At 39.8% G+C, this 25,792-nt stretch carries 23 protein-coding genes and 1 pseudogene; 18 read left to right on the top strand and 6 right to left on the bottom strand.

The annotated features are described in order from the left end of the window. The first annotated feature begins 25 nt into the window (after window positions 1-25). The 10 genes from GQR87_RS02275 (at window position 26) to GQR87_RS02230 (ending at window position 13,327) form a co-directional block, all read left to right on the top strand. Window positions 26-1,648 (top strand): glycoside hydrolase family 43 protein, encoded by a 1,623-nt coding sequence (locus tag GQR87_RS02275; RefSeq protein WP_158966139.1) that lies wholly within the window; start codon window positions 26-28, stop codon window positions 1,646-1,648. Window positions 1,649-1,653: 5 nt separating this feature from the next. Then, window positions 1,654-3,435 carry an IlvD/Edd family dehydratase gene (locus GQR87_RS02270; RefSeq protein ID WP_158966137.1) on the top strand — a complete coding sequence of 594 codons (1,782 nt, stop codon included), beginning with the start codon at window positions 1,654-1,656 and terminating at the stop codon, window positions 3,433-3,435. Between the two features lie 14 nt (window positions 3,436-3,449). After that, window positions 3,450-4,661 carry a fumarylacetoacetate hydrolase family protein gene (locus GQR87_RS02265; protein ID WP_158966135.1) on the top strand — a complete coding sequence of 404 codons (1,212 nt, stop codon included), beginning with the start codon at window positions 3,450-3,452 and terminating at the stop codon, window positions 4,659-4,661. Between the two features lie 9 nt (window positions 4,662-4,670). Further along, entirely contained in the window at window positions 4,671-6,254 is a 1,584-nt protein-coding gene (locus GQR87_RS02260; protein WP_158966133.1) for an aldehyde dehydrogenase (NADP(+)), read from the top strand. A gap of 17 nt (window positions 6,255-6,271) precedes the next feature. After that, the gene (locus GQR87_RS02255; protein ID WP_158966131.1) at window positions 6,272-7,156 is read left to right on the top strand and encodes an SMP-30/gluconolactonase/LRE family protein; all 885 of its coding nucleotides are present in this window, start codon (window positions 6,272-6,274) and stop codon (window positions 7,154-7,156) included. Window positions 7,157-7,260: 104 nt separating this feature from the next. Further along, a complete protein-coding gene (locus GQR87_RS02250; RefSeq protein ID WP_158966129.1) occupies window positions 7,261-8,592 on the top strand; it encodes a glycoside-pentoside-hexuronide (GPH):cation symporter in 1,332 nt (443 codons plus the stop codon). Window positions 8,593-8,612: 20 nt separating this feature from the next. Continuing rightward, window positions 8,613-9,578 carry a D-2-hydroxyacid dehydrogenase gene (locus tag GQR87_RS02245; RefSeq protein WP_158966127.1) on the top strand — a complete coding sequence of 322 codons (966 nt, stop codon included), beginning with the start codon at window positions 8,613-8,615 and terminating at the stop codon, window positions 9,576-9,578. A 277-nt stretch (window positions 9,579-9,855) separates the two neighbouring features. Then, on the top strand, window positions 9,856-11,022 hold the full coding sequence (locus tag GQR87_RS02240; protein ID WP_158966125.1) for a Gfo/Idh/MocA family protein: 1,167 nt from the start codon (window positions 9,856-9,858) through the stop codon (window positions 11,020-11,022). 18 nt (window positions 11,023-11,040) lie between these two features. After that, window positions 11,041-12,096: a sugar phosphate isomerase/epimerase gene (locus GQR87_RS02235; RefSeq protein ID WP_158966123.1), complete on the top strand. Its 1,056-nt coding sequence runs from the start codon at window positions 11,041-11,043 to the stop codon at window positions 12,094-12,096. A 13-nt stretch (window positions 12,097-12,109) separates the two neighbouring features. Beyond that, window positions 12,110-13,327, top strand: coding sequence for a sugar MFS transporter (locus GQR87_RS02230; RefSeq protein ID WP_158966121.1), 1,218 nt, complete (start codon window positions 12,110-12,112; stop codon window positions 13,325-13,327). Between the two features lie 69 nt (window positions 13,328-13,396). On the opposite strand, the gene GQR87_RS22120 is transcribed toward GQR87_RS02230, so the two are convergent. Continuing rightward, on the bottom strand, window positions 13,397-13,567 hold the full coding sequence (locus tag GQR87_RS22120) for a hypothetical protein (RefSeq protein ID WP_199271678.1): 171 nt from the start codon (window positions 13,565-13,567) through the stop codon (window positions 13,397-13,399). A 139-nt stretch (window positions 13,568-13,706) separates the two neighbouring features. Between GQR87_RS22120 and yjjX the strand changes: the two genes are divergently transcribed. Continuing rightward, window positions 13,707-14,240, top strand: a complete 534-nt coding sequence (gene yjjX, locus GQR87_RS02225) for an inosine/xanthosine triphosphatase (RefSeq protein WP_158966119.1) — start codon at window positions 13,707-13,709, stop codon at window positions 14,238-14,240. A 398-nt stretch (window positions 14,241-14,638) separates the two neighbouring features. Beyond that, a complete protein-coding gene (locus GQR87_RS02220) occupies window positions 14,639-15,235 on the top strand; it encodes a hypothetical protein (RefSeq protein WP_158966117.1) in 597 nt (198 codons plus the stop codon). Between the two features lie 104 nt (window positions 15,236-15,339). On the opposite strand, the gene GQR87_RS02215 is transcribed toward GQR87_RS02220, so the two are convergent. Beyond that, a complete protein-coding gene (locus GQR87_RS02215; protein WP_158966115.1) occupies window positions 15,340-16,230 on the bottom strand; it encodes a LysR substrate-binding domain-containing protein in 891 nt (296 codons plus the stop codon). A gap of 126 nt (window positions 16,231-16,356) precedes the next feature. Here GQR87_RS02215 and GQR87_RS02210 point away from each other — a divergent pair, with 126 nt between their 5' ends. Together GQR87_RS02210 and GQR87_RS02205 are read left to right on the top strand one after the other, a co-directional pair. Further along, window positions 16,357-17,091: an SDR family oxidoreductase gene (locus tag GQR87_RS02210; RefSeq protein WP_199271677.1), complete on the top strand. Its 735-nt coding sequence runs from the start codon at window positions 16,357-16,359 to the stop codon at window positions 17,089-17,091. 102 nt (window positions 17,092-17,193) lie between these two features. Next, window positions 17,194-17,673, top strand: coding sequence for a cold shock domain-containing protein (locus GQR87_RS02205; RefSeq protein ID WP_158966111.1), 480 nt, complete (start codon window positions 17,194-17,196; stop codon window positions 17,671-17,673). Window positions 17,674-17,780: 107 nt separating this feature from the next. Here GQR87_RS02205 and GQR87_RS02200 read toward each other — a convergent pair whose 3' ends face one another. Next, window positions 17,781-18,299 carry a TetR/AcrR family transcriptional regulator gene (locus GQR87_RS02200; RefSeq protein WP_158966109.1) on the bottom strand — a complete coding sequence of 173 codons (519 nt, stop codon included), beginning with the start codon at window positions 18,297-18,299 and terminating at the stop codon, window positions 17,781-17,783. Window positions 18,300-18,496: 197 nt separating this feature from the next. On the opposite strand from GQR87_RS02200, the gene GQR87_RS02195 reads away from it, so the two are divergent. From GQR87_RS02195 to GQR87_RS02180, 4 genes are all read left to right on the top strand, one after another. After that, complete coding sequence (locus tag GQR87_RS02195; RefSeq protein WP_158966107.1) at window positions 18,497-19,117, top strand: glutathione S-transferase family protein; 621 nt, start codon at window positions 18,497-18,499, stop codon at window positions 19,115-19,117. A gap of 30 nt (window positions 19,118-19,147) precedes the next feature. Continuing rightward, window positions 19,148-19,840 (top strand): cupin domain-containing protein, encoded by a 693-nt coding sequence (locus tag GQR87_RS02190; RefSeq protein WP_158966105.1) that lies wholly within the window; start codon window positions 19,148-19,150, stop codon window positions 19,838-19,840. Window positions 19,841-20,479: 639 nt separating this feature from the next. Continuing rightward, on the top strand, window positions 20,480-20,731 hold the full coding sequence (locus GQR87_RS02185) for a type II toxin-antitoxin system Phd/YefM family antitoxin (RefSeq protein ID WP_158966103.1): 252 nt from the start codon (window positions 20,480-20,482) through the stop codon (window positions 20,729-20,731). Then, the gene (locus tag GQR87_RS02180; RefSeq protein WP_158966101.1) at window positions 20,728-20,988 is read left to right on the top strand and encodes a Txe/YoeB family addiction module toxin; all 261 of its coding nucleotides are present in this window, start codon (window positions 20,728-20,730) and stop codon (window positions 20,986-20,988) included. The genes GQR87_RS02185 and GQR87_RS02180 overlap by 4 nt, the downstream gene beginning before the upstream one ends. Before the next feature lie 332 nt (window positions 20,989-21,320). Here the strand turns inward: GQR87_RS02180 and GQR87_RS02175 are convergent. From GQR87_RS02175 to ltrA, 3 genes and pseudogenes are all read right to left on the bottom strand, one after another. Next, window positions 21,321-22,440: pseudogene (locus tag GQR87_RS02175) on the bottom strand (transposase). A gap of 157 nt (window positions 22,441-22,597) precedes the next feature. After that, complete coding sequence (locus GQR87_RS02165; RefSeq protein ID WP_158966099.1) at window positions 22,598-24,430, bottom strand: NACHT domain-containing NTPase; 1,833 nt, start codon at window positions 24,428-24,430, stop codon at window positions 22,598-22,600. 167 nt (window positions 24,431-24,597) lie between these two features. Beyond that, the gene (gene ltrA / locus GQR87_RS02160) at window positions 24,598-25,773 is read right to left on the bottom strand and encodes a group II intron reverse transcriptase/maturase (RefSeq protein ID WP_255456469.1); all 1,176 of its coding nucleotides are present in this window, start codon (window positions 25,771-25,773) and stop codon (window positions 24,598-24,600) included. Between the last annotated feature and the right edge of the window lie 19 nt (window positions 25,774-25,792).

Here is a 25,792-nt window from a genome sequence, read left to right as displayed (position 1 = left end):
GTATATTCGAGATGTAATTCTATCCATGATTAGCAATCCAATTATTAAAGGCTTCAATCCAGATCCAGTCATTTGCCGCAAACTGGACGACTACTATATCGCGACCTCCACTTTTGAGTGGTTTCCAGGCGTACGTATTTATCACAGTCAAAACTTTCAAGATTGGAACTTAGTTGCTCAGCCATTAGACCGAGTAAATCAACTAGATATGAAAGGTATTCCAGATTCTGGTGGCGTCTGGGCACCATGTTTAACCTATAACGATGGCGTATTTTGGTTAGTTTATTCAAACGTAAAAAGTGTCGAAAGCCCTTGGAAATGCGGCGACACATTTCTTGTCACAGCACCTAGTATCACTGGGCCTTGGAGTGATCCAATCCGACTAAAAATAGGCGGATTTGATCCTTCACTAATGCATGATGAATCGGGTCGAAAATACTTAACATATCGCACATGGGGTCCTCGCCACCATAGCAATCCGCACAACAATATTGTGCTTCAAGAGTATTTTCATGATCAGCGAACTTTGAGTACACAGAAAAATGTCATTTTTACTGGTACTGAACGCAAACTCACAGAAGCCCCGCACATTTATAAAAAGGACGAATATTATTATTTATTGGTTGCCGAAGGAGGGACCGAATACAAACATGCAGTGACATTACTAAGAAGCAAAAACATAGATGGTCCATATCAGTTACACCCAAATAAAATAATCTTAACCATGGAAGATCACCCCAATCACTCACTGCAAAAAGCGGGGCATGGAGCAATGATCCATACTCATAGTGATGAATGGTTTATGGTGTATTTAGTTGGCCGCCCATTGAATAACAAGCCGATTAAGTCTGATAGCAACAAACAAGGCTACTGTCCTTTAGGCCGAGAAACCGCCATCGATAAAATTGAGTGGCTAGATGGTTGGCCATACGTAGTGGGCGGTGGACATGCTAAAGAGCAGATCCCAGCTCCTGCCTTTTTCACTAAAGCTAAACAAACTAACGAAACCTTCATTGATAAATTTGATGCGGGTAGATTAGACATAGAATGGCAAACATTACGTGTTCCATTTACTGCAGAAATGGGAGAAATAATCAATGAGCAATCCTCTCTAAGACTGTATGGACAGGAGCCTTTAATATCACGATTTAACCAATCAACTATTGGACATCGTTGGAAGCATTTTAATTTTGATGCCAGTACTCAGTTATCTTTTGCCCCCAATCACTCTCAACAAAATGCTGGTATGGCTGTGTATTACAACACTGAGAACTGGGTGTACTGCTTTGTAGACCACGATGAAAATATCAATTCAAGAAGCATCAAAATCATTCAAGTAGACAATGGTCAAGCAAGCTATTTCTTTTACGAACAACCTATTGCCATTACAGATCCTGAGGCAGACATATCGATAAAAGTCTCTGTTAGACAAGCAGTGCTCACCTTTTATTACTCACTAGACCAACAAAACTGGACACCTTTAGAGCAGGAATTTGCTGCATGGAAATTATCCGACGATTACGTTCGTGGTAAAGGTTTTTTTACTGGCGCATTTATATGTCTGCATTGTTCAGATTTAAGTGCTGAAGGTATTCATGCTGATTTCCATCATTTTGAATATCAACCTATTACAATTAATGAAGCTTAAATAAAATGGATAATATTAAAAAAACTCACCGTTTCCGCTCTCAAGATTGGTTTAACAATCCTGATCATATTGATTTAACTGCATTATATTTAGAGCGGTTCATGAATTATGGGGTGACGCCAGAAGAATTGCGTTCTGGAAAACCTATCATAGGTATTGCTCAATCAGGCAGCGATTTAGCGCCTTGTAATCGTATTCATTTAGAATCAGTCAAAAGAGTAAAAGATGGGGTACGAGCAGCTGGAGGTATTCCGATTGAGTTTCCTACTCACCCAATTTTTGAAAATTGCCGACGCCCCACAGCGGCCTTGGATAGAAACTTAGCTTACATGGGACTAGTAGAAATTCTTTACGGGTATCCCATAGATGCAGTGGTGTTAACTACTGGTTGTGACAAAACCACACCGTCAAATTTAATGGCCGCTTCGACTGTAGATATACCTGCCATAGTTTTATCTGGTGGCCCCATGCTTGATGGCTGGCATGATGGCGAACTAGTCGGCTCAGGCAGTGTTATTTGGCGCTCAAGAAAACGGCTAGCTGCTGGTGAAATAGATGAAACCGAATTTTTGAATTTAGCCATGAGTTCTGCGCCTTCTGCTGGGCATTGCAATACCATGGGTACAGCTTTAACCATGAACTCAGTGGCGGAAGCGTTAGGCATGTCTCTTACTGGCTGCGCTGCTATTCCTGCGCCATATAAAGAGCGTGGACAAATGGCCTATCGCACAGGTGTGCGGATTGTAGAAATGGCCTACGAAAACTTAGTGCCATCTATCATTCTCACCAAAGATGCCTTTATTAATGCGATGAAAGTCATTTCTGCCATCGGTGGTTCCACCAACGCCCATCCACACTTAATGGCAATGGCTAGACATGCAGGCATTGAAATCACAGCCGAAGACTGGAATACACTCGCACGGCCTATTCCTTTATTAGCCAATGTACAACCTGCCGGTAAATATTTGGGTGAACGCTTCCACCGAGCCGGTGGTGTTCCTGCCATTATGTGGGAATTGTTAAAGGCTAATGAATTGAATGGTGGCGTGTTAACTGTCACTGGACAATGTATGTCAGAAAATTTACAAGACAAGAATAGTCATGACAGAGAAGTCATTAAACCATACTTAGAGCCGATCAAAAAAGAAGCTGGTTTTGCTGTTTTTTCAGGCAACTTCTTCGACTTTGCAATAATGAAGACCAGTGTTATTTCTGCTGAGTTTAAACAACGTTTTCTATCAAAACCCGGTAATAAAGGCGTATTTGAAGCCCGAGCTGTAGTGTTCGAAACATCAGAGGAATATCACGCAAACATCAATAATCCCGAGTTAAAAATTGATGAAAACTGCATTCTTGTATTGCGAGGTGCTGGTCCTATTGGTTGGCCTGGCTCTGCAGAAGTAGTCAATATGCAGCCACCAGATTACTTGCTCAAAAAAGGCATCACTAGCCTGCCCACTCTAGGTGATGGCAGACAATCAGGGACATCTGATAGTCCTTCCATATTACATGTTTGTCCTGAAAGCTCAGTGGGTGGCGGCTTAGCCTATATTCAGTCGGGCGATATATTACGTATCGATATCGCTAATGGTATTTGTGATGTTTTATTAGATCAAAACGAATTAAAAAGGCGCAAGAAATCTAGCATTGTCACCCCCCCAGAGTCGCAAACTCCATGGCAAGAGATTTATCGCAATACAGTAGGAGACTTGTCTGAAGGGGCGGTCATCGAACTTGGGACTAAATACCAAAAAATCGCCAGACAATTACCCAGACATAATCATTAAGAAGAAACAAAACCATGAAGCCAAATAAGCAGCACTATTCAGACATACAGTTAGATACGTATTTACCTAAAGATAAATATACAGGTACCTTAATAGGCCGAGCTTGGGTACCCGAGTCTAATGACTTTCCGATTGCAGGTCCCACGCCAATTTGGTTACATGATTCCTGCGTTTATGACTTGTCCAGTTTAGCCGCAACTTGTTCTGAACTACTGAATCTAGGCATTACTAAAGAACAACTATTAGCCGGACAATTTAAAAAGCTGGGTAGCGTAGAATCCTTATTTGCTAATTCTTTACAGCGTCCATTAGATAAAGATTATTTACATTTACTCTCTCCATTTGATTTACAAGCCATTAAAGCCTGCGGCGTAACGTTTGTCAGCTCAATGTTAGAAAGAGTAATTGAAGAAAAAGCCGAAGGAAATGCTGATATAGCCAAAGATATTCGGCAAAAAATTTACGACACCATAGGCTCAACCATAGGTAATTTAATTCCCGGCTCAAAAGAAGCGTTAGAGCTAAAAGAGATCCTAATTAAAGAAAACATGTGGTCTCAATATTTAGAAGTAGGGATAGGTCCTTACGCTGAGGTATTCACTAAATCTCAGCCCTTATCAACGGTAGGATTAGGGGCCGATGTGGGTCTTCACCCTATATCTAGTTGGAATAATCCAGAGCCTGAAGTTGTGTTGGCCATAAACAATCAAGGTCACATAGTAGGATCTACTTTAGGTAACGATGTCAACTTAAGAGATGTTGAAGGGCGCAGCGCCTTATTGTTAGGCAAAGCCAAAGACAACAATGCATCTTGCTCTATTGGGCCCATTATTCGTTTGTTTGACCAAAGCTATTCACTCGACGACGTTAGATCTTCATTAGTGACCTTGAATGTTAAAGGGCCTGAAGATGAATACGAATTAGATGCCACCAACGACATGAAAAAAATCAGCCGTGACGTGGAAGATTTAGTATCACAAACCATTTCTGATTGTCATCAGTATCCTGATGGTTTAGCTCTATTTACTGGCACCTTATTTACGCCTACTCAAGATAGAGGTGAAACAGGTAAAGGCTTCACCCATAAAGCTGGGGACATAGTCAGTATTTCAACCAATTATATCGGCACACTGCAAAATACTGTGCATTACTCCAACCAAATTGCCCCTTGGGAATTTGGTATCAACACATTAATGAAAAACCTTGCTCAACGTAATTTAATTTAGGAAAAACACATGCATAATCTTACTCAACAATCCTATATAGCCGGAGATTGGATTTCTCCATCTGGGGCAAATTTTCGAGCGCAAGATCCTGTCAGTCTTGAAGTTTTAGCTGAACATAAAAATTGTCAGCAAAGTGAAGTTAATCTAGCGGCACAAGCGGCAAAACAGGCTTTTGATAACTACAGACAAACATCGATTTTAGACCGAGCAGCATTGCTTGAAACCATTGCCGAAGAAATCGAAGCGCTAGGCGAACAATTAATTACGGTCTGCAACCAAGAAACAGGCCTAGGTCTACCGAGACTCACAGGTGAACTTGGCAGAACTACTGGACAAATAAGAGCTTTCGCAGCAATTGTTAAGGATAGCACTTGGACTCAAGCGAGCATTGATACTGCCGATCCAGCACGCCAGCCTTTAGCAAAACCTGATTTAAGAAAAATATTAAAACCTATTGGCCCGGTTGCTGTATTTGGTGCATCAAACTTCCCATTTGCCTTTGGTACTCTTGGTGGAGATACGATTTCAGCCTTAGCATCTGGGAATCCAGTTATTGTTAAAGGTCACCCGTCTCATCCCGCTACTAACGAACTTTTTGCCAGTGTTATGGAAAAAGCGATAGCTAAATCAGGCACGCCCAAAGGCACATTCTCTTTATTGCAGGGCAATGCAATTTCATTATCAACAGAACTAGTCGAACATCCTCTTATTGAGGCGGTGGGCTTTACTGGTTCCTTAAGAGCCGGTCGAGCTATTATGGACGTAGCCGCAAAACGCACAAAGCCTATCCCAGTATTTGCCGAAATGGGCAGTGTGAACCCGGTATTTATCACCGAAAGCGCCATGACTCAGTCGGGTTCGAGCATCGCACAGAATTTAGCTAATTCAGTATGTTTAGGGACAGGTCAATTTTGCACCTCTCCCGGTATTGTAGTGATTCCGAAAAATTCAGACTTTGTTAATTCAGTAGCCCAAGTGATGACTAACAATGCTAGAAACGTCATGTTAAACGAAGGAATTGGTAAAGCCTTTGTACAAGGTGTTGAAACATTTATCGAGAATTCAGGAGTCACTTGGATTAATAAGAATGACAACCTATTAGATACTCCTATACAGCCGCCTAATATTGTACTTAACACCTCTGCAGAGACATTTTTAAATAATTCTGAGTTACAACACGAAGTATTTGGCCCTGCCACACTTATCGTTGAGTGTGACAACGAACAACAATTTATTGCCATTGCCCATGCTTTAGACGGAAACCTAACGGCAAGTATTCATACTACCGAGCAAGATGACCAAATTGTAAAAGCGCTGCTACTTCAGCTAGAGCAAAAAGTCGGTCGAATTATATTTAATGGCTTTCCTACTGGAGTAGAAGTTTGTGGCTCGCAAAATCACGGAGGCCCCTACCCTGCAGCTTCAGTTGCGGCATCAACCAGTGTTGGGATCGACGCCATTTATAGATTTGTTAGATTTGTCAGTTATCAAGATACGCCAAGTCATCTTTTACCTGCCGAATTACAGGATAGTAACCCACTAAACATAATGCGTCGGGTTAATGGCCAGTTCAACGCTAATCCCATCAAATAGCAAGTTGGCAACCTAATATGTCTAACCTCAAATTAGAGTACAAAAGCCTTTGCAGAATTGGTGAAGGTGTTCTGTGGGTGTCTGCTGAGCAAGCGGTATATTGGACAGACATATTAGGTAATACTCTATACAAGAAGTGTCAAGATTCGATCCAAACTTGGCACTTTGCACGTGGACTAACCAGCATAGGTATTAATCAGCAAGGTGGGCTCGTTGGCACTTTTGTCGATGGCCTGTACATTTTAGATCTGCAAAATGAACAACATAAAAAAATTAGTTCACCGCAGCTAGATTACCAAACAATCCGATTTAATGATGGTGCCGTTGACAGCCTTGGCAACTATTGGGCTGGCACTATGCACATGGACGATCCCTGCAATAATCCAGTGGGACAACTATATCGGTTTTCGGCCTTAGGTGATTGGAGTATTGAGGATAATCAATATCATGTGCCCAATGGCCCATGCTTCAGTGCCGATGGTAAATTCATGTACCACACCGATACTTTGGTCCGACAACAAATTTACCGCTGCCAATTGGATAACAAAGGGCACTTGCAAAGCTGCACTTTATTTATCCATTTTGCTCAAGATCATGTCTATCCAGACGGTATGTGTCTTGATGTAGAAGGTAATCTTTGGGTCGCACTTTGGGGGGGCTGGGCAATACAGCAATATTCGCCTCGTGGAGCGCTGCTACAAGAAATAAGATTACCTGTCTCTCAAGTCACAAAGTGTGTATTCGGCGGTGTAAATATGGACACCTTATACATCACAACAGCCTCGGAATACCTATCCCCAAATGACCTAAGTAAGCAACCTTTGGCTGGTTCTTTGTTTTCCTACAAAACCCAAACTCAAGGATACAAAGAGCAAAAATTCACAGCAGATCATAAGCCATGATAGACAACCCTCTAACCACCTTTGAGCATATGCAGGCAAGTAAAGCCTGTCATTCATAATGCATCAGAATTTAATAATAACAATTATAGAAAAGGACAGACGTGATGGAATCAAATGTTAAGTTAACCACAAAAGAAAAACTCGGATACGGGCTTGGCGATACTGGAAGCAATATTGTTTTCCAAGTTGTTATCAACTTCATGATGTTTTTCTACACTGATGTGTTTGGTATTACGGCGGCGGCGGCAGGCACATTAATGTTAGTAGTACGTGTTTTTGATGCTGTCACTGACCCATTAATGGGGGCTTTGGCTGATAGGACACAAACTAAATGGGGTCGTTATCGCCCTTATCTATTGTGGATGGCAATTCCCTATGGACTACTTGCTGTTATCGCTTTTACTACACCAGATGCCAGCGATGGCAACAAACTTCTATATGCCTATGTAACTTATGCACTAATGATGACGGCTTATACCGCCATTAATATTCCTTATTCTGCATTAGGTGGAGTGTTAACCAGTGATGTACGTGAGCGTGCTTCTATTCAGTCTTGGCGGTTTGCTATGGCTAAAGCGGGAGGGCTGATCATAGCCGCTGCTACATTACCATTAGTTGCATATTTTGGGGATGGTGATGAACAACTTGGCTTTTCACTTGCCATGGTAGTGATGGCTATCATAGCGGTTTTATGTTTTGTTGGTTGTTTTGCTTTTACTAAAGAACGTGTCACTGTCGCCACTAATAATGTATCCATTAAAAAAGATATCAGTATTGTTTTGCACAATAAACAATGGTGGATTATAGCTGGCGTAACGTTTTTCTTATTGATCACTGTGGCTATGCGCGGTGGTGTAATGCCCTACTACGTTAGTTATTATTTAGGAATGGAAAATTTAATAGGCACCTTTGTAACAGTTAGTATGGTGGGTGGCATCATAGGCGCATTAGTATCCAACTGGGCCAGTAGAGTAATGTGCAAAGTGAAGTTAATGAAACTCGCCTGTATCGGTATTACCATTTCTAATTGTATTTTATTCTTTGTTCCTTCAGAGATGATGTATGTGGCATTATTTATTACTTTATTAACCCAATTTTTTCATATGATGCTAATACCCATGCTGTTTTCAACTGTCCCTGATACGGTGGATTACAGTATTAGTCAAAATGGTCGTGGTCCTATGGCGATGAGTTTTTCTGGTCACCTATTAAGTTTGAAGTTTGGGATTGCCATTGGTGGAGCATTGACTGGCTGGCTATTAGCCGCATATGGCTACCAAGCCAATATAGAACAATCTGAATCATCCCTAACTGGAATTGTGACTATATTTTCTGCAAGTCCAGCGATAGGTGCATTAGTCTGTTTAGGCTTATTACAGCTGTACAAATTAGATGACGCTTGGTCAAAAAAATTAGCCCTGGCAAACAAAAAATAATACATAAGGATAAATAAAATATGTTGTTGATGTGGATTGAAGATAAATTTATGAATGCAGAGTCTCACGAGGCTTTGCAGAAATACGCCGGCAAACGTAAAGTTCTAGTCACCACAAATCTTGAGCTAATTCAACAACATTCACTGGATATTGACATAGTACTTGGAGACTTTCCTAGGCAAGATTTATCGCTGTTGCCAAATTTAGTCTGGTTTCAACAATTTGGTACGGGAGTTGAGTGGTTGCAAAGCTATCCTGAATTAGTAGCTGCGCCCTTTATCCTTTCTAACTGTTCAGATTCTCATTATGACGTGGTAGCCGATCATGCCCTAGCATTGGTATTAGCAGTGCTCAGAGGCATTCCTATATTTGCCCAAGCGCAACAAGGTAAACAATGGCAAACAACCAGTCTGACAGCCTGTGATTCGTTATTTCAATTAAGAGGGAAAACAGTCTTGGTAGTTGGCCTTGGCTCAGTGGGTTTGGCAATAGTGCATCGCTTAAAAGCATTTGGCGCCAACATCATAGGTATGCGAAAAAATGTCACTCATAACATTTCAAACATAGATAAAATATACAAGCTAGATGAACTTAGTATTGCAGCTCAACAAGCAAACATCATTATTTCAACGCTACCTAAAACGGATGAAACCAATAATATATTTAACAATGATGTGTTTAACAATATGGCCAAACCTAGTTTTTTCTTTAATATTGGCAGAGGCAATGCTGTGCAAGAAACACATTTAGTCAGGGCTTTAAATGAGGGAGATTTAAACGGAGCTGGCATTGACGTAACTAAGATAGAACCTTTAGATGAGACTTCCCCCTTATGGTTAGCTAAAAATTTATTAATAACCCCTCATGCAGGTGGTACCTACGATAACGTCATCACAACTTGGCGAGATCTAGCATTAGAAAACCTAGCCCTATACTCTGCAGGAAAACCACTACGTAACTTAGTCGTCAAGTCTCAGGGGTATTAAATTAATTCTCGTTAACCTTGTTAGCGAATAACATCAGTACAATATAAATTGTTAATTTTTAAGCGAAGTCCCATTCAACTTTTTCTGCAAACCTCTTAAATTATCTAGTATTCGGCAATGTTTTTTAGATTTCAAAATAATTAACAACGCCGAATACGTTGCATAGATTTGCCGAATTTATGTTAGGTAAATGTGGTAACACCAAGGTAGGATTGTTAACATATATTTAACTTTTCTTTCCCCAAAGAAACAAACTAAGATTGCGAGTAATAACAGCATGGCAAAATCCAAAATCAGAATGGGTATGGTCGGAGGCGGTCAAGGCGCCTTTATTGGTGCAGTGCATCGTATGGCCGCTAACTTAGATGGCGAAATTGAATTAGTCTGTGGCGCCTTTAGTTCTAGTGCGCAGCGCAGCATAGCATCGGGCGCAGAACTATATTTACCTACCGACAGGTGTTACGCCACATATCAAGAAATGTTAGCTGCTGAGGCTGCACTTCCAGCAGATAAAAGAATGCAATTTGTGGCTATAGTCACGCCTAATCATTTGCATTACGCCGTAGCTAAAGCGGCATTAGAGTCTGGTTTTCATGTATTAAGTGACAAACCTGCGACTTTCGATTTACAACAAGCAATAGATTTAGCTGAGGTAGTCAAAGCTACCGGGCAATTATACGGTTTAACCCATACCTACAATGGTTATCCTCTAGTTAAACAAGCGCAACATATTGTCGCCAGCGGCCAATTAGGCAAAATCACCAAAGTCATTGTTGAATATACCCAAGGCTGGTTAGCTGATAAAGAAGGCGACTCAGGCAAACAAGCGGCTTGGCGTGTTGACCCAGCTCGAGCTGGTATCAGTTGTTGTATGGGTGACATAGGTGTACATGCGGCCAACTTAGCTGAATACGTAGCCGGTACTCAAATATCTGCTATGTGTTCAGATTTAAACAGTGTGGTAGATGGCCGAGTATTAGATGATGATGGCACGGTTTTATTACGTTTTGACAATGGCGCAAAGGGTGTTTTATTGTCGAGTCAAGTACAAGTAGGAGACGAAAACAACCTACGTCTGCGTGTGTTTGGTGACAAAGGAAGCATTGAATGGTCACAACTTGAACCAAATAGTTTATTGCACAAATCTAACACAGCCCCCACTCAACTTATTCGTACGGGTGTTGGCGAATTTTGTGCAGCAGCACAAGCGGCAATGCGCACACCGGCAGGCCATCCAGAAGGTTACCTCGAAGCATTCGCCAATATTTATGGCAACTTTGTTAAACAAATTCGTGCTTTCGAAGCCGGTGAAGATCATTCAAACGTTAAGTTTGATGTACCAGGTATCGATGAAGCAATTCGTGGCATGGCATTTATCGAAAATAGCGTTAAATTCAGCCAATCAGAAACTAAATGGCATGATTTTGTCATTACAGCTAACTAAAGATTTAGGATAATCAATATGAAACAAATCAAAGGTCCAGGTATTTTCCTAGCACAGTTTGCTGGCGATGATAGCCCTTTTAACTCTTTCCCTGAAATCTGCAAATGGGCAGCAGGCAATGGTTTTAAAGGAATTCAAGTACCTTCATGGGACGGCCGTTTATTCGATTTAGAAAAAGCTGGTACCAGCAAAGACTATTGTGACGAAATAGCTGGCACAGCTAAAGAGCACGGTTTGGAAATCACCGAGTTATCGACTCACTTACAAGGTCAATTAGTCGCGGTTCACCCTTGCTACGACCAAATGTTTGACGGTTTTGCTCCTGCACACTTACATGGTAACCCTGCAGCCCGCACTGAATGGGCAGTAGAACAAATGAAGCTAGCTGCTAAAGCCAGCCAACATCTAGGTCTTAAAGGCCATGCTAGTTTCTCTGGTGCATTATTGTGGCAAACCGTATACCCATGGCCACAACGCCCTGCCGGCTTAGTAGAACAAGGCTTTGCCGAGTTAGCTAAACGTTGGAAGCCAATTCTAAATGCATTTGATGAAGCTGGTGTTGACGTTTGTTACGAACTACATCCAGGTGAAGATTTACATGACGGTGTGACATTCGAGCGTTTCTTAGAAGCAGTGGATAACCATCCCCGTGCTAACATTTTGTACGATCCAAGCCACTTTGTTTTACAACAACTAGATTACTTGGCTTTCATCGATATTTATCATGAGCGAATTAAAGCGTTTCATGTGAAAGATGCAGAATTTAATCCAAATGGCCGTTCTGGTGTATACGGTGGTTATCAAGGATGGATTGACCGTCCTGGACGTTTCCGTTCATTAGGCGACGGACAAATCGACTTTAAGAGCATATTCAGCAAAATGACACAGTATAATTTTGATGGGTGGGCTGTTATGGAATGGGAATGCGCTATTAAGCATCCTGAAGACGGTGCAGCAGAAGGGGCTAAATTTATTAGCGACCATCTAATAAGACCGACAGAAAAAGCCTTCGACGACTTTGCAGGTGTGGAAAAAGACGTTGAAATGAATAATAAAATACTCGGCATTAAATAAGGTAAATAATAATATGAATGCAGCAACTGACATTTCAGATGAAGTCGCTAAACGCGTTTTTAGAATAAGTTGTATCGCCCTGATAGTAACAGCTATGACCTTCGCAATTCGCGCAGGAATACTGCCTACTTTAGGTGAACAATACGGACTAACCGGTGAAGAACTAGGTTGGATAGCCAGCATGGCGTTTTTAGGTTTCCCATTTGCCATGATTTTTGGTGGCATATTATACAATGCAATTGGCGCTAAATTAATTGTCTGGTTAGCCTTTATCGGCCATGCCTTAGGATTAGTTTTAACGATTGTTGCTGATGGTTTTTGGGGTTTGATGATATCCACTTTCTTAGTGGGCTTTGCTAATGGATTAGTTGAAGCAGGTTGTAACCCAATTATTGCTCAGCTTTACCCTAATGATAAAACAGCCAAGTTAAATAAATTTCATGTTTGGTTTCCTGGCGGCATAGTAATCGGTTCTTTAGTCTCTGCTGGAATGACTAAATTAGGCATGGGCTGGGAAGCTCAGGTTGCCACTATGTTAATCCCTACCGCCATTTATGGTGTGATGATGTTAGGTTTTAGTTTCCCTAAACTTACCACTGAAGACGACTCTACTAGCGGTAATTTAAAAGCATTAGCTAACCCTATCTACATTTTCTTAGCGGTATGTATGACTATGACTGCGGTAAGTGAATTTGGTCCTGGTCAGTGGATAAACAAAATATTAGAAGCATCTGGTGCAACCCCTATGCTTATTTTGGCATTAATCACCGGCATCATGGCATTAGGTCGTTTTTATGCCGGTCCACTAGTACATAAATTAAGCCCTCCAGGCGTGTTATTGGTGTCTGCCGTATTAGCTAGCTTTGGTCTATTCTTGATGACTCAGCTTACTGGTTCTGCTGTGTATATTGCTGCAGTTGTATTTGCTTTAGGTATCACTTACTTCTGGCCAACCATGATTGGCTGTACTGCTGAATACACCCCTAAAACAGGTGCATTAGGTATGTCGTTAATGGGTGGAGCTGGTATGTTCGCTATGAGCGCATGGAATCCTGTGATTGGTGGTTGGGTAGATTCAGCTACCGCTACTGCAGCCTCAGCTGGCCTTACCGGTAATGAAGCCGCACTCGCAGCTGGCAACGAAGTGTTAAATAGCCTCATTTTGTTCCCACTAGTATTAATTGTTTTGTTTGCTGGTTTTTACTGGGTGATGCGTAAGAAAACAGCATAAAATTAATCTAACCTGATACACATAAAAACGCTCAATATTGAGCGTTTTTTTGTTTTGAAGAATTTATTATTAAGATTTGGCTGGTTCTTCTTGGCTTTCAATATATTCAATCGCTTTTTGAATGCTACCAAAAGCGTTAATCAAGTTTTCACGGCCTTTATTCATTAGCAACGGATTTTGATTCTCAGACATCATCCATACCCAAGTACGGATAAGAGGCTCAGGGGGGTAATTGTGCATAAATCTAACCTACTTATTGTGGATCTTAGCTCTATTATATCGCGCTGAATCTGAAGTTACGAGAGTAGAATAAAGGCTTGCTTTAAAATCCACTAACATCGAAAATCAACAAAACTTACCTAACAAGACAAATAACTGCATGATAAAAGTAATTGTTGGCTCTAAAAATCCGGTCAAAATAAATGCAGCTAAGCAAGCAATTTCCAGTGTATTTGAATTAACTGATTTAGATTGTATTGGTCTAGATGCACCTTCTGCTGTACCCGACCAACCGATGAATAGTGATCAGACCAAAAATGGGGCGATAAATAGAGTGACGTTTTGCCAACAACAAAGCAAAGCTGATTATTATGTTGCCATAGAAGGAGGCGTCGACTTATTTGAGCACGGTCCAGCAACCTTTGCCTATATTGCGATATCTGATGGCAAGAATACCTCTATAGGTCGTTCCAGCATGTTGCCATTACCAAAAATAGTGTTTCAAGCATTACAGCAAGGTGAAGAATTAGGCACAGTGATGGACAAATTATTTAAAACAGAAAATATCAAACAAAAACAGGGGGCAATAGGCCTGCTGACTAATGGTTTAGCTACCAGAGAAAGTATCTATACCCAGGCCATCATTTTAACCATGGCTCCTTTTATTAATCCAGGCTTATATACTGACAACTAGCCTGACATAAGGAGATCAAGCCATTAACTACACATTTGAAATTATTCCCAAAAGCTGGTCAAAAAGAAGAAGGCCAACCACTGGACCAAAAGCCATTAAAGTGGAGATCCCAGACCTTGTCTTAAAACAGCAATATTTCTGTAATATGCACGTCACATACGATGATTACTCTGAGCGCACACTATATTCTCGAGTGTTATTTAACCAACTTACCCAGCAATGGACAGTTGATGGGATGCATCTAGCGGTACGAGTTATCGTCAAATAATTGATTATCTTACTAAATATTGTGACTACAACTGCAATACGTCATTTATAAAGTCATTTTGATACATTTCGAGAATACCCAGTAATCAAAGGTTGGCTTATCCCACCAATTAATATTGTGTATGAATTGAATGAAAAGCTTAATCTTTACCTTAATATCCACATTGTTTCTATTTGCTTGTAACCACACACAACAAGCGAATCTCCCATCAACAAAATTCTCAGAAGAATATACCTTGTCCGACTTCAACTTGAACGATGATTATAGTTATTGGGAAATAAGGCAAGGTAATAACCATTATCAAGATGAAGAACATACAGTCTTACAAAAATTTGATGAAGAAAAACACGCACAATTATCATCAAAGCAAAAATATCAACTGAATGCGCTGAATATAGATTATGGTTTTGATAGTAAATGTCTGCCGGATTATTGCCCAGTTTACGGAGCAGCACTGCTGAATGATTCAATCTTTACAGTGCAATCAAAAAGTGAGTTACTAACATTTTTTCAGCACATTGATACCGAAGCTGAAGTTTATATTTATCTGTCTACCCAAGGTTCAACCGCTAAAGCTTATGAAAAAAATGCCTTAGGTTATAAAGTACTGCTCGCTTGGGATAACAGTTGCGGCAGTCGTGGTGAAAACTTAGTACAAGTCTATAGCGATGGTACGGTAGAAGTGATCCAAGAGCTTAGTACCACAGAGTACGATGGCTGTATTTGATTGCTATCATCAAGAGCATAATGGTGAGGGGTTAAGCAGAGTAGAGTGAGTCAGTGAAGTCTGCAATTCGTATTCCGCTAAGCAAAAATCGTGGTGATATTTCACTACTTAGCCTGGCTAAAAAGGGTTTCTAGCCAATCGACAAATACTTTGGTTCTGGCTGATAGATTTTGCCTTTGGGGATACAACACAGATACCGGCATAGGTGGTGGTGGTGCGTTACTTAACACAACAACTAACTCGCCCTTTAACAGTTCTTGTTTAATTCGATATTCGGGTACTTGAATTAGCCCTAATCCTGCCTTTGCAGCTGCTGTGTATAGATCAGCACCAGACACAGTCACCAAAACTGGCAGCTTTTTCCCCACCACCTCTTGCTCAATAGTAAAGTCGAGAGTGGTAGGCCGAGCCGCACTGTCTAGTGCATACCCAACTGTCATATGTTTGTCTAAATTGTCGATGTCGGATGGCAAGCCATATTTTTCTATATAGCTAGGACTGACCACTGTGACTTGTTTAAGAGATGCAATACGTTTTCCCACCAAAGACGAGTCCTTTAAGTTGCCAGCTCTCAGTACACAATCAATGCCTTCTTTCACCAAATCAACTAAACGGTCATCCTCGCCTATGAGTAATTGGATTTCTGCATATTCAGCCAAAAAATCTGCTAAATATGGCAGCACAAAATGTTTAGCTAGTGTGCCTTGCAAGTTAACTCTTAGTATTCCTTTCGTAGCGCTGCTATTAAATTCATTATCTAACGCTTCAAGATCTGACAATAGTTGTTCACATCGATAATAATAGGCTGTGCCATCTGGAGTTAAATTGACTTGCCTAGTGGTGCGTTCAAGCAATCTTAAATTTAACCTTAATTCTAAACGCTTAATGGTATTGGTCACTGTTGCTCTAGGCATCAATAGATCTTCTGCCGCTAGGGTAAAACTTTTTCTAGCAGCAACCCTTAAAAAAACCTGCATTTCCTTGATGCGATCCATCTATTTTTCCAACAAATAATTATTATCAAATATGAAATAATCATGTCAAAAAACAACTAATTATCCAAGCACTAAAAATCGCTAGACTTAGCTTGAACTTTTTATTCAATAAATCTGGAGTAAATGATGTCTACTAAAAGAATAGCCTTGGTAACTGGCGGTTCAAGAGGAATTGGCGAAAGCATAGTGCGTAACTTAGCCAATGAAGGTTACAGTGTGGTGGTTAATTATGCCTCTAACGAATTAAAAGCCAATAATATTGTTGATGAACTAAATAACAGTAACTGTGAAGCAATGGCTATCAAATGCGATATTGCCAACACAGACCAAGTAAAACAGATGTTCGACTTTATCGAGGAAAAATGGGGGTCGATAGACGTATTAGTGAATAACGCCGGAGTCATGCAGCTGGCCACTTTAGCAAACGCTGATGAAGCACACTTCGACAACCATATAGCCGTTAATCTAAAAGGCACGTTAAATACCTTACACCAAGCAGCAAAAAGGCTAAATAATCATGGCAGAATTATAAATTTATCGACCAGTGTCATTAGTTTAAAACTAGAAGGTTATGGTACCTACGCAGCAACTAAAGCGGCAATTGAAGCCGTCACAGGAATTTTAGCTAAGGAGTTGAGAGGTCGGTCAATTACGGTTAATGCCGTAGCACCTGGCCCCACTGCAACCGAATTATTTCTTTCCGCTAAATCAGATGAACTTATAGAAACAATGGCAAAAATGCCCCCGCTAGAACGCTTAGGTACACCAGCAGACATTGCAAACCTAGTGAGTTTCTTAGTCAGCGATCAAGGGCAATGGATCAACGGTCAAGTAATACGTGCCAATGGTGGCTTGATTTAACCACCTTTTACTAGGCACTGTTGAGCTTTGCTAGAAAATTTTTATAGCATCTAAATACTCAGTGATTTAAAGTTTTATGGATAAGTGAATATAGGGGGTTACATGCAGGGAAACATAGTTCGTTGGAATGATGATCGGGGCTTTGGTTTTATTTCTTCGAAAGAGCTAAAGGGAGATGTATTTGCCCATATTTCTCAGTTCAAAAAAGGTTACCGTCGACCTAAAGTAGGTGATTCTGTGATCTTTCAGGTAACAATAGAAAAGGGTAAACAGAGCGCAATATCAATTGCTTTGGTTGGTGTGCCCCCTACCCCGAAAAATACCCCGTCACTTATTGCAAAACTATTTGGTTTTGTAATCTTAGTTGCAATAGCAACTGTTTTTTACCGGTTTGTAATTCAGCCTAAACTTTATCCCGCATACGAAGAAATGGGGTTTAGTTGCCAAGGGAAAACTCATTGCAGCCAATTAACCTCTTGTGATGAAGCCAAGTACTACCTAGCTCATTGTCCAAATATGCAAATAGATGGTGACAATGATGGCGAACCTTGTGAGCGACAATTGTGTAATAACAGTTGGTAGGCTTATCGTAAAATATCTTAGTACTGTGATTATTTAGCCCCTAAATAATCACAGTACTAAGATTTCAAATATCAATAAACAGTAAGTGCTCACATCCTTTCATATAATTACTGGGTAACACTCTCAAAATAACTGTGATCGTTCAGGGCTTTACTTATCATCATTGCGCCTTCTAACAAACTGACAGTAACAATAGCGGCGTGGACTGGATCCTTTTCACCGTTAACAGTATGTGCTGCATTTAACCAGGCTAAATTTTCATTAAAAAAACGTTTTACTTCAAGGCGTACCTTATCTGGTAGGCTTTCACTTTGTGCCCCTAACAAGCCACATAAACACATTTTGTCGTCATTCAATAAAGAGCTTCTAAAAAGCTGGGTATATACGTCTATTGGATTTTTACCAGTGGCATGAATACTCACAGGATCGCCTAATGCAGCCAAAAAATTATCAGTGTATTGATGGGCAAGCTCAGCTCCTAAGTCTGCTTTAGTGGGAAAATGATAGTGCACACTCGCACTTTTCATTCCCACTTCATTGGCCAGTTCTCTAAAGCTAAAGTTGCTATAACCCCCAAGCCGAACTTTGAATTCAGCGGCTTTTAAGAGCGCTTCTTTTTTAGTCATTAACGTATTTCCTATCAGTGTTCTACAAATAACAACCGGCCGATCATGTTCACTAAGCAATAATGGCTGAACGCTATTTTCACATATTATTGATCTTAAAAGTTGACTTATTATCAATTAAACAATATAAACTACCTACCAGTAGGTAGATAAAATACTGTATTAACTTTTTAACAACTTTATTTAGAGATAAACCAATGAAAATTTATGATATTGAAAACTTTCCCAATCCTCTTAGAGTCCGTATTGCACTTGCAGAAAAAGGCGCAACTGATAATGTTGAGTTCATACCTGTAGATGTGATGAATGGTGAACACCGCACAGCCGCTTTTTTAGCGAAAAACCCACAAGCATCTGTGCCAGTACTTGAATTAGATGACGGTACTTATATTTCTGAATGTAGCGCTATTATTGAATATATTGACACTGAGTTTGCAGGAGTGCCACTAACAGGAACAAGCCCCAAGGAACGTGCAATAATCAGTATGATGCAAAAACGAGCTGAGTTACAAGTTCTTGACGCGGTTGGCACCTATTTTCATCATGCCACTGATGGCTTAGGCCCAGCACTTGAAACCTATCAAAATAAAGAATGGGGCATCAAACAAGGTGAAAAAGCACGCCAAGGTTTAGTCTATTTTAATCAGGTATTGGGTAATTCGCAGTTTGTGGCTGGCGACAAATTTAGTGTTGCAGATATTACTTTATTTGCTGGGTTAGTGTTTGCCGGTTTTGCGCAAATAACCATACCTAGCGAACTCACCCACCTAATTGCATGGCAAGAAAATATAGCGAAGCGTCCAAGTATTGCGGGCTAAAATGAAGGAATTACATAGGGGCATTTATCAATGAAAGTTGCAGCAGATTTTAATAAACGTGTGCTTGTACATAGCGAGTCACTTAACTGGACCCCATCACCTATGCCAGGGGTAGACAGAAAACCTCTGGATAGAGTGGGCGACGAAGTAGCTCGTGCAACTAGCATTGTACGTTATGCCCCTGGTAGTGAATTTTCACCTCATGTACACACAGGGGGTGAAGAGTTTTTAGTACTTGAGGGTGTATTTCAAGATGAACATGGTGATTACCCCCCAGGTTCATATGTAAGAAACCCACCACAATCTAAGCATCAACCAGGCGCAAAAAATGGCTGTGTCATATTTGTAAAACTATGGCAGTTTCAAATTTTGGATAGAACCCAAGTTCGTTTGCAAACTGATTTTATGGCCAGCATCCCACATTCCGATTATAAAGATGTTGCTGTTACCCCTTTATACAAAGATGATTTCGAAGAAGTCAGTTTATTGTACTTTCAACCTGAAGCTGAAATGTCTTTAGCAGTAACAGGTGGCGCAGAACTTTTAGTGTTAGCAGGTTCAATAGACGAGCAAGCTGATACATTAATTAAACACAGTTGGTTGCGACTGCCAGTCAATGGCCAAATGCAGATAAAGGCTGGGCATAAAGGCGCAAAAGTATGGCTTAAAACTGGTCATTTAATCGATGTAGATGAGCAGATTTCACGGGTAGCAAGTGCTTAGATTAAGTGTTTATACTCTGCTTACATCGCTGCACAATCGGGTATGCTTTGCACACTTAAGCAACTGGAGTTTGTAGCTACCGCTGTAAAACACTCATTCCTGTCATATTTCTCCTAACGTCATTCCGGTGTTCCCTGTTAACTACATACAGGGATGACTATATAGGCCGGAATCCATTTCTTTTATAAACAAAATATCTTGCGGTTGAAATTCAGATAAGATTTTTGACTAGCAGTTCCGAGAAAATTGCCCCACTTCAACTCAAGTCTGTTGTATGTCTGCAATGAGAGCAGGGAGTGTGAAAACTCCAACGATCAGACTAATTACGCAATGCCACGTAAAATTTGTACTTACTTGGTTGGAGAATGTGGTCAGATTTTATTGTACGACACGTACTTATATCAATTTTCGTGTAAATAATGGGTTGAAAATAGTTTTCACACAGCCTGAGCGATCAGCAGACCTTAGGGATATTCAGTTTATGATAGAGCTACAGCTCTAAATCGGACAAAAATGCTTGGCTAAAATAGTGAACGAAGTGAACAAAAGCCAACTGTTTTTTGTCCCTGTTTAATTGCTTGTTATGTGCCACTACGCTATATTGTACAAATAAACGTACATGAACATTTTGGAGTTACCATGGATGCAATAAGCTATACAGCTGCTAGAGCAAATTTAGCAAACACAATGGCGCATGTTTGTAATGACCACGCACCCATTATCATTACCCGTAAAAGTGAAGCTCCTGTTGTTATGATGTCTTTAGAAGACTATAACGCAATGCAGGAAACTACATATTTACTTAGATCTCCAGCAAATGCTAGAAACCTTTTAGAATCAATTGCCGAGCTTGAAGCTGGCAAAGGAACTGAGCGAGAACTTAGTGAATGAAACTAACGTTCTCAACTAAAGCTTGGGACGAATACCTTTATTGGCAAGCAACAGACAAAAAAATATTAAAGCGTATAAACTTGCTAATTAAAGATATCCAAAGAACGCCTAATGAAGGGATTGGAAAACCTGAGCCTTTAAAACATGGTTTGTCTGGTTATTGGTCTCGTCGTATAAATGATGAACATCGGATCGTTTATAAACAACAAGATGGCTCTATTTTAATAGCACAACTCCGATATCATTACGGCACATAACTTTTAAATAAGGGGCGCAAACTTGTAGGCTAAAATCCGAGCGAAGCGAGTCAGCCAGTGAATAATTGTCCCAGCGAGTTTACGAGCGAAATGATGTTTTTGTTAGATGAGGAACTAAATTAGACACTCATAGTAAAAACTAACCAAAAACAGCCCATTCAACAAGCATAAAATATGAGAGTAATTTTGACATTTTGGTGTGAGATCAGGAATAAGCGCTGAGTTATGTATTAAAAGGGAAAATCGAGCTCAACAAGTTGCTAGCCTCAAATTTTAGGCAGCATGAACCAACCAAGTTGGTTAAATGTTATGAGAAGTCTGATATATAAAGTTTAGGCTTGTTGAAGTAAAGCTCTGGCCTTTGCCATCCCTCGTATTCGTTGATGGTCTGTGTGTTGTTTGAATTGCTGTAACATATGTTCACTGCCAACGGCTGTATGAAAGTGTTGTTCAAACTCTGTAGTGAGGATTAACCACTGCTCTGAATTGAGGCCAATTCGCTCTAGAATTGGATTGTTATGGTGATCAATATGGCCAGCCTTATCGTCTCTAATGCAACGGCCTGTACAATCGACCAATTCACAATAATCTATCAAGCTGTAAGCAATGCCTTTAGGCATGTCTTGCCTGTGATTACCCACAAAAGGCATGAGTATTTTTGGTTGTTCACCTTTGATGAGGGATTGTATTCGGTTTTGAATACTGGTGTGTTTTGAGGCTTCAGGTGTGGTCTCCATCTTGGCGCGAATGGGGTTTAAATCCACATAGGCCATGCAGGCAAGTACCGCTGATTCATCTAACAAAGCTTGAGATTTAAAGCGCCCTTCCCAGAAGCGTCCAGTGCAACTATCTTCTTTATTAGCTTCACGGGCTATGTATTCATTGAGGTTACGCATTAGCCAACTGATGTCGTATAAACGCTGACGATAAATCTCAGTGGTTTCTTCTAAGGTAAACAACTCACTTTTACTCAACTTGTCACGTCTTTGATACTTTTGGCTTAACAATGTGCCTTGGTATAGTTGATGCCAACGCCAGAGTACCTCTTCCATAGGCCAGTAGTGCTTGCTCTTTATCCACACACAGCACGATATGCGTGTACTTCAGGCATCCTGCCTTACGCCCTTCGGGCCAGCTAAAGCTGTTGTAAAATGTTCCAGACATTTTGCTGATTACTCATCACCGCTAAGCACACAAAAATGCAGGAGCAATTTTTGAACGTTCGAAGAACGGCCTGAAAGGTGAGAGACAAGGACGTCTCGAATAAATATCAATAGAAAACACCGAGCCAAGAAACAACAACCTCTCTTCTACCCAACCAAGGCGATGCTCAAAACTTTGACCTGTAACCTTATCTTCACCACACAAAAATGAACGGCGAACACAGCGAGAAACACAGTGGTAATAAGGGGTATCAATAAGGGAAATTTGAGATTTACGTGACTGAGGCATAACAGACCATCCTTGGTTATTTGAATGCCTTAAAGCTTAGAACAAAACAGCAATTTCGCTACTTTTTTAAAAATGGGTGTCTAAATAACTATAGGTGTCTAAATAACTATAAATAACTAACTATCTAAATATCTAACTAGGTGTCTAAATAACTAGTTTAACTAAAAAGTAGATCTGATAGTTCTTCTTGCTTATTTGCATATTTCTCGCGTAAAGAATTTAACTTTTCTTTTACGTAGTTTAAGTTTGTATTCAAGTGTTCATAACAATGTGAGTCATAAATTAGCTGAGTAACCTCATCTAACATATTATTCGCATCATCTAAACTAAGGAAATCATGATCTTCACCTTTCCCGTCGAGTATTAATTCAATTAACTTTTGTTTTGATTCGTTATTTTCGTCTTTATTTTTTTGTTTTTTATGATATTTATGTAGCTCTTCATTGTATATTTTGAAAAGGATATGGATAAAACGTGCTGAATCTCCTTCCCGATTATAAAGTCTAAAAGCAATACTATGTTGTTCATCTTTTTCACGTGTAGTTAAACCGCTATAAACCAACGAAAGTAATAAAGTCTTTCCTTTTACAGTGTCAGGAACTATTGATAAATCGGATATTAAAGATTCCATTCTAGGTACTACCCATTCTTGTTCAATTAAGTCTTGATTAATATCAAACACCATAGGTATTACATCATCCCTATCATTAACGAATGCAATTTTATCTATTAATTTAAACTTATTCTCTGAAGCATACGTTACTAAAAATATTGAGGTAAAATATTCTTGAAAAGACCTATGTGTAAACGTATAACCGTTTCCATCTCTTTGCATTATACAAACAGTATCCAATAAGTCTTTTAGAAACAGTTCCTTCTCTAGTATTATCCCAGAAATTTTTAAAGCATTATTTAAGTATTTTTTTATCTCTTCTTCCGAAAAATAATACTTTCTGTCTGCATAGCTGACTATCGAAAAGGCAGACAACAGTTTTTTAAAATCATCCAGTGGCAAATTAGAATGAGACTTTCGTTTATATAAACTTTTTAAAGAATCATGTTTATTGAATAAAGTTAAAAAAGCCTGTTCGTAGAATAAGTGAATTTTATTCGGTATTTCTGCAATTTGTTCATATGTTAAGAGCATCATTGTCAATAGCAACGGATTACTTGCAAAGCTCTTATGTTGCTCATATAGTTTTTGATCGAAAATTTCCAAAAATTTTCTTTTCACTTGTCTGTCGTAATCTAATTTACTTATTAATGCTTTTGATTTTTGTTTATCTAGAGGTAGCACTCTATAAATATAAAACTCTTCCCATCCATGAAATCTATTATCAGGACGGCTTGATAACATCATTAAAATGTTTTGGTATTTAGCTGCTATATGAACTATCTCTTTCTCATATTTTTTTCTAAGCTCATTGTTAAGCTCATCAAAGCCATCAAATATCAATAAAACCTTTCCCAAAGCTAGTGCATAATCTAATTGGGATTTAGTAAAAGTTGATTCTATTTCAGTTAATGTTTGTAAAATAAAATCAAATAAATCTGTTTCAGTATCCGAATTTAAGTGCCTTAGCTCTACAAATATAGGAAATATTCCAATTGGACTTTCAACAAGATCTATAAAAATACTCTTACAAAATGTTGACTTACCTGAACCCGCTGTTCCAGAAATAATAATTCTTTTATTTGTTTGAAGTTGATTTATAAAGTCAGATTCTTGAATTTTCTCTCTAAATGACACTTCTAAATCTGTTCGAACATAAAACTCTTTCAAATTTACGGGTGCATCTCGATATAATATTGTTTTAGTCTTCGAATATTTATCGTAACTTCTTATGATATATTTAGAAAAGCATGTATTTAATGTTACTTGTAATTTTTCATGTGAATCTTTTGTTAGTTTATTTAAACCATCAAAAACAGGTTTTGCAAATTGTTTAACTAATTCGACTGCAATTTTATTTGGGTCTAGTTCTTTCACACAACATCCTTATTATAATAATTAAGTTACACCAATGCTGGATAAGTATGAGACACCATCGTGGTAGAGCGGCCCATTACTGAGCCGACCCCACACAGATCCGGACGTGCGGAATTACCGCATCCGGCTCTTCAGTTATATATTCACCCGTGTAAATCACGGCCATTTTAATACCAGTCAACATTAATCACTCTTTTGCTAACTCGTAGCTTCTGTATTTGGAAATACTCTAACATCTTCTTAAAATTACACCAATTGTAACTTCGACGACCACTGCGCCTGTTCAGCCATTTGTACAAACTATGTAGCACATAATTATATAGCTTACTTACGCTGCGGCTGTTGTCGGGTAGCCCAAAGTAATTTCTAAACCCTGTGAGTTTGCGTTTTAATTGAGGTAGCCAAGTCGCTAGTTTCTGCGAGCGTTTGGCTTTGATGAAATGGTAAAATTCGCTCAGGCTACTTCGCTGCTTTTGACTCGCAGTTCGTCGCCTTAATCTCGGTTTACCTTTTACATCAATGCCCCAGTAAAACGCAAACCCCAAGAACACAAACTGGCGCTTACGACTTGGATGGAATCGACTGAACCTTATTAGGCTGGTCTTTTCTGGTGCCGTGTCCAGTTTGAATTTCTTGAGTCGTTTTGGCAACACGCTGTAAAACCGTTCGGCATCATTGGCATACTGAAACGCACACACAAAATCATCTGCGTAACGTATCAGCATAGCCCTGCCTCTCATGCGAGGTTTTATCTTCTTCTCAAACCATAAATCCAACGCATAATGCAAATAGATATTAGCTAGCACGGGGCTAATGATACCGCCTTGTGGTGTACCGCTTTGTGGTTTGAGATAATCCCCTTCTGGCGATTTTATTCGTGCTTTCAACCATTGCCCGATTAAGCTCAAGAGCGCGTTATCATCAATGCGTTGTTTAAGCATCTCCATCAGCCAGTTGTGGTCAATATTATCGAAGAAGCCTTTAATGTCAGCCTCAACAATATAGCCATAACCTTTAAACTGAAGATTCAAACTCAAGCTATGCACCGCCTGATGCGCACTCTTATTTGGCCGATAACCATAACTGTTAGGCAAGAAATCCGCTTCCCAGATACTTTGCAGTATCTGACTCACGCTTTGCTGTACCAGTTTGTCATCCACTGTGGGTAAGCCTAATGGGCGTTGTTTACCATGACTTTTGGGTATGAATACACGCTTAATGTCACCTGCTCGATAGCACTTAGCTTTCAAGGCTGAACTTAAACGTGTGAGGTGTTCCACAAGCGATTCTTTGTATTTCGGCATCGTGATGCCATCAATACCAGGGGCTGCTCGTTTATTCAGTGTAAGCGTCCGGTGATCC

It is taken from the genome of Paraglaciecola sp. L3A3, assembly GCF_009796765.1.
In the GTDB taxonomy this organism is placed as follows: domain Bacteria; phylum Pseudomonadota; class Gammaproteobacteria; order Enterobacterales; family Alteromonadaceae; genus Paraglaciecola.
Note: the sequence above shows the minus strand (reverse complement) of the source record. Positions and strands in the feature narration are given on the sequence as shown.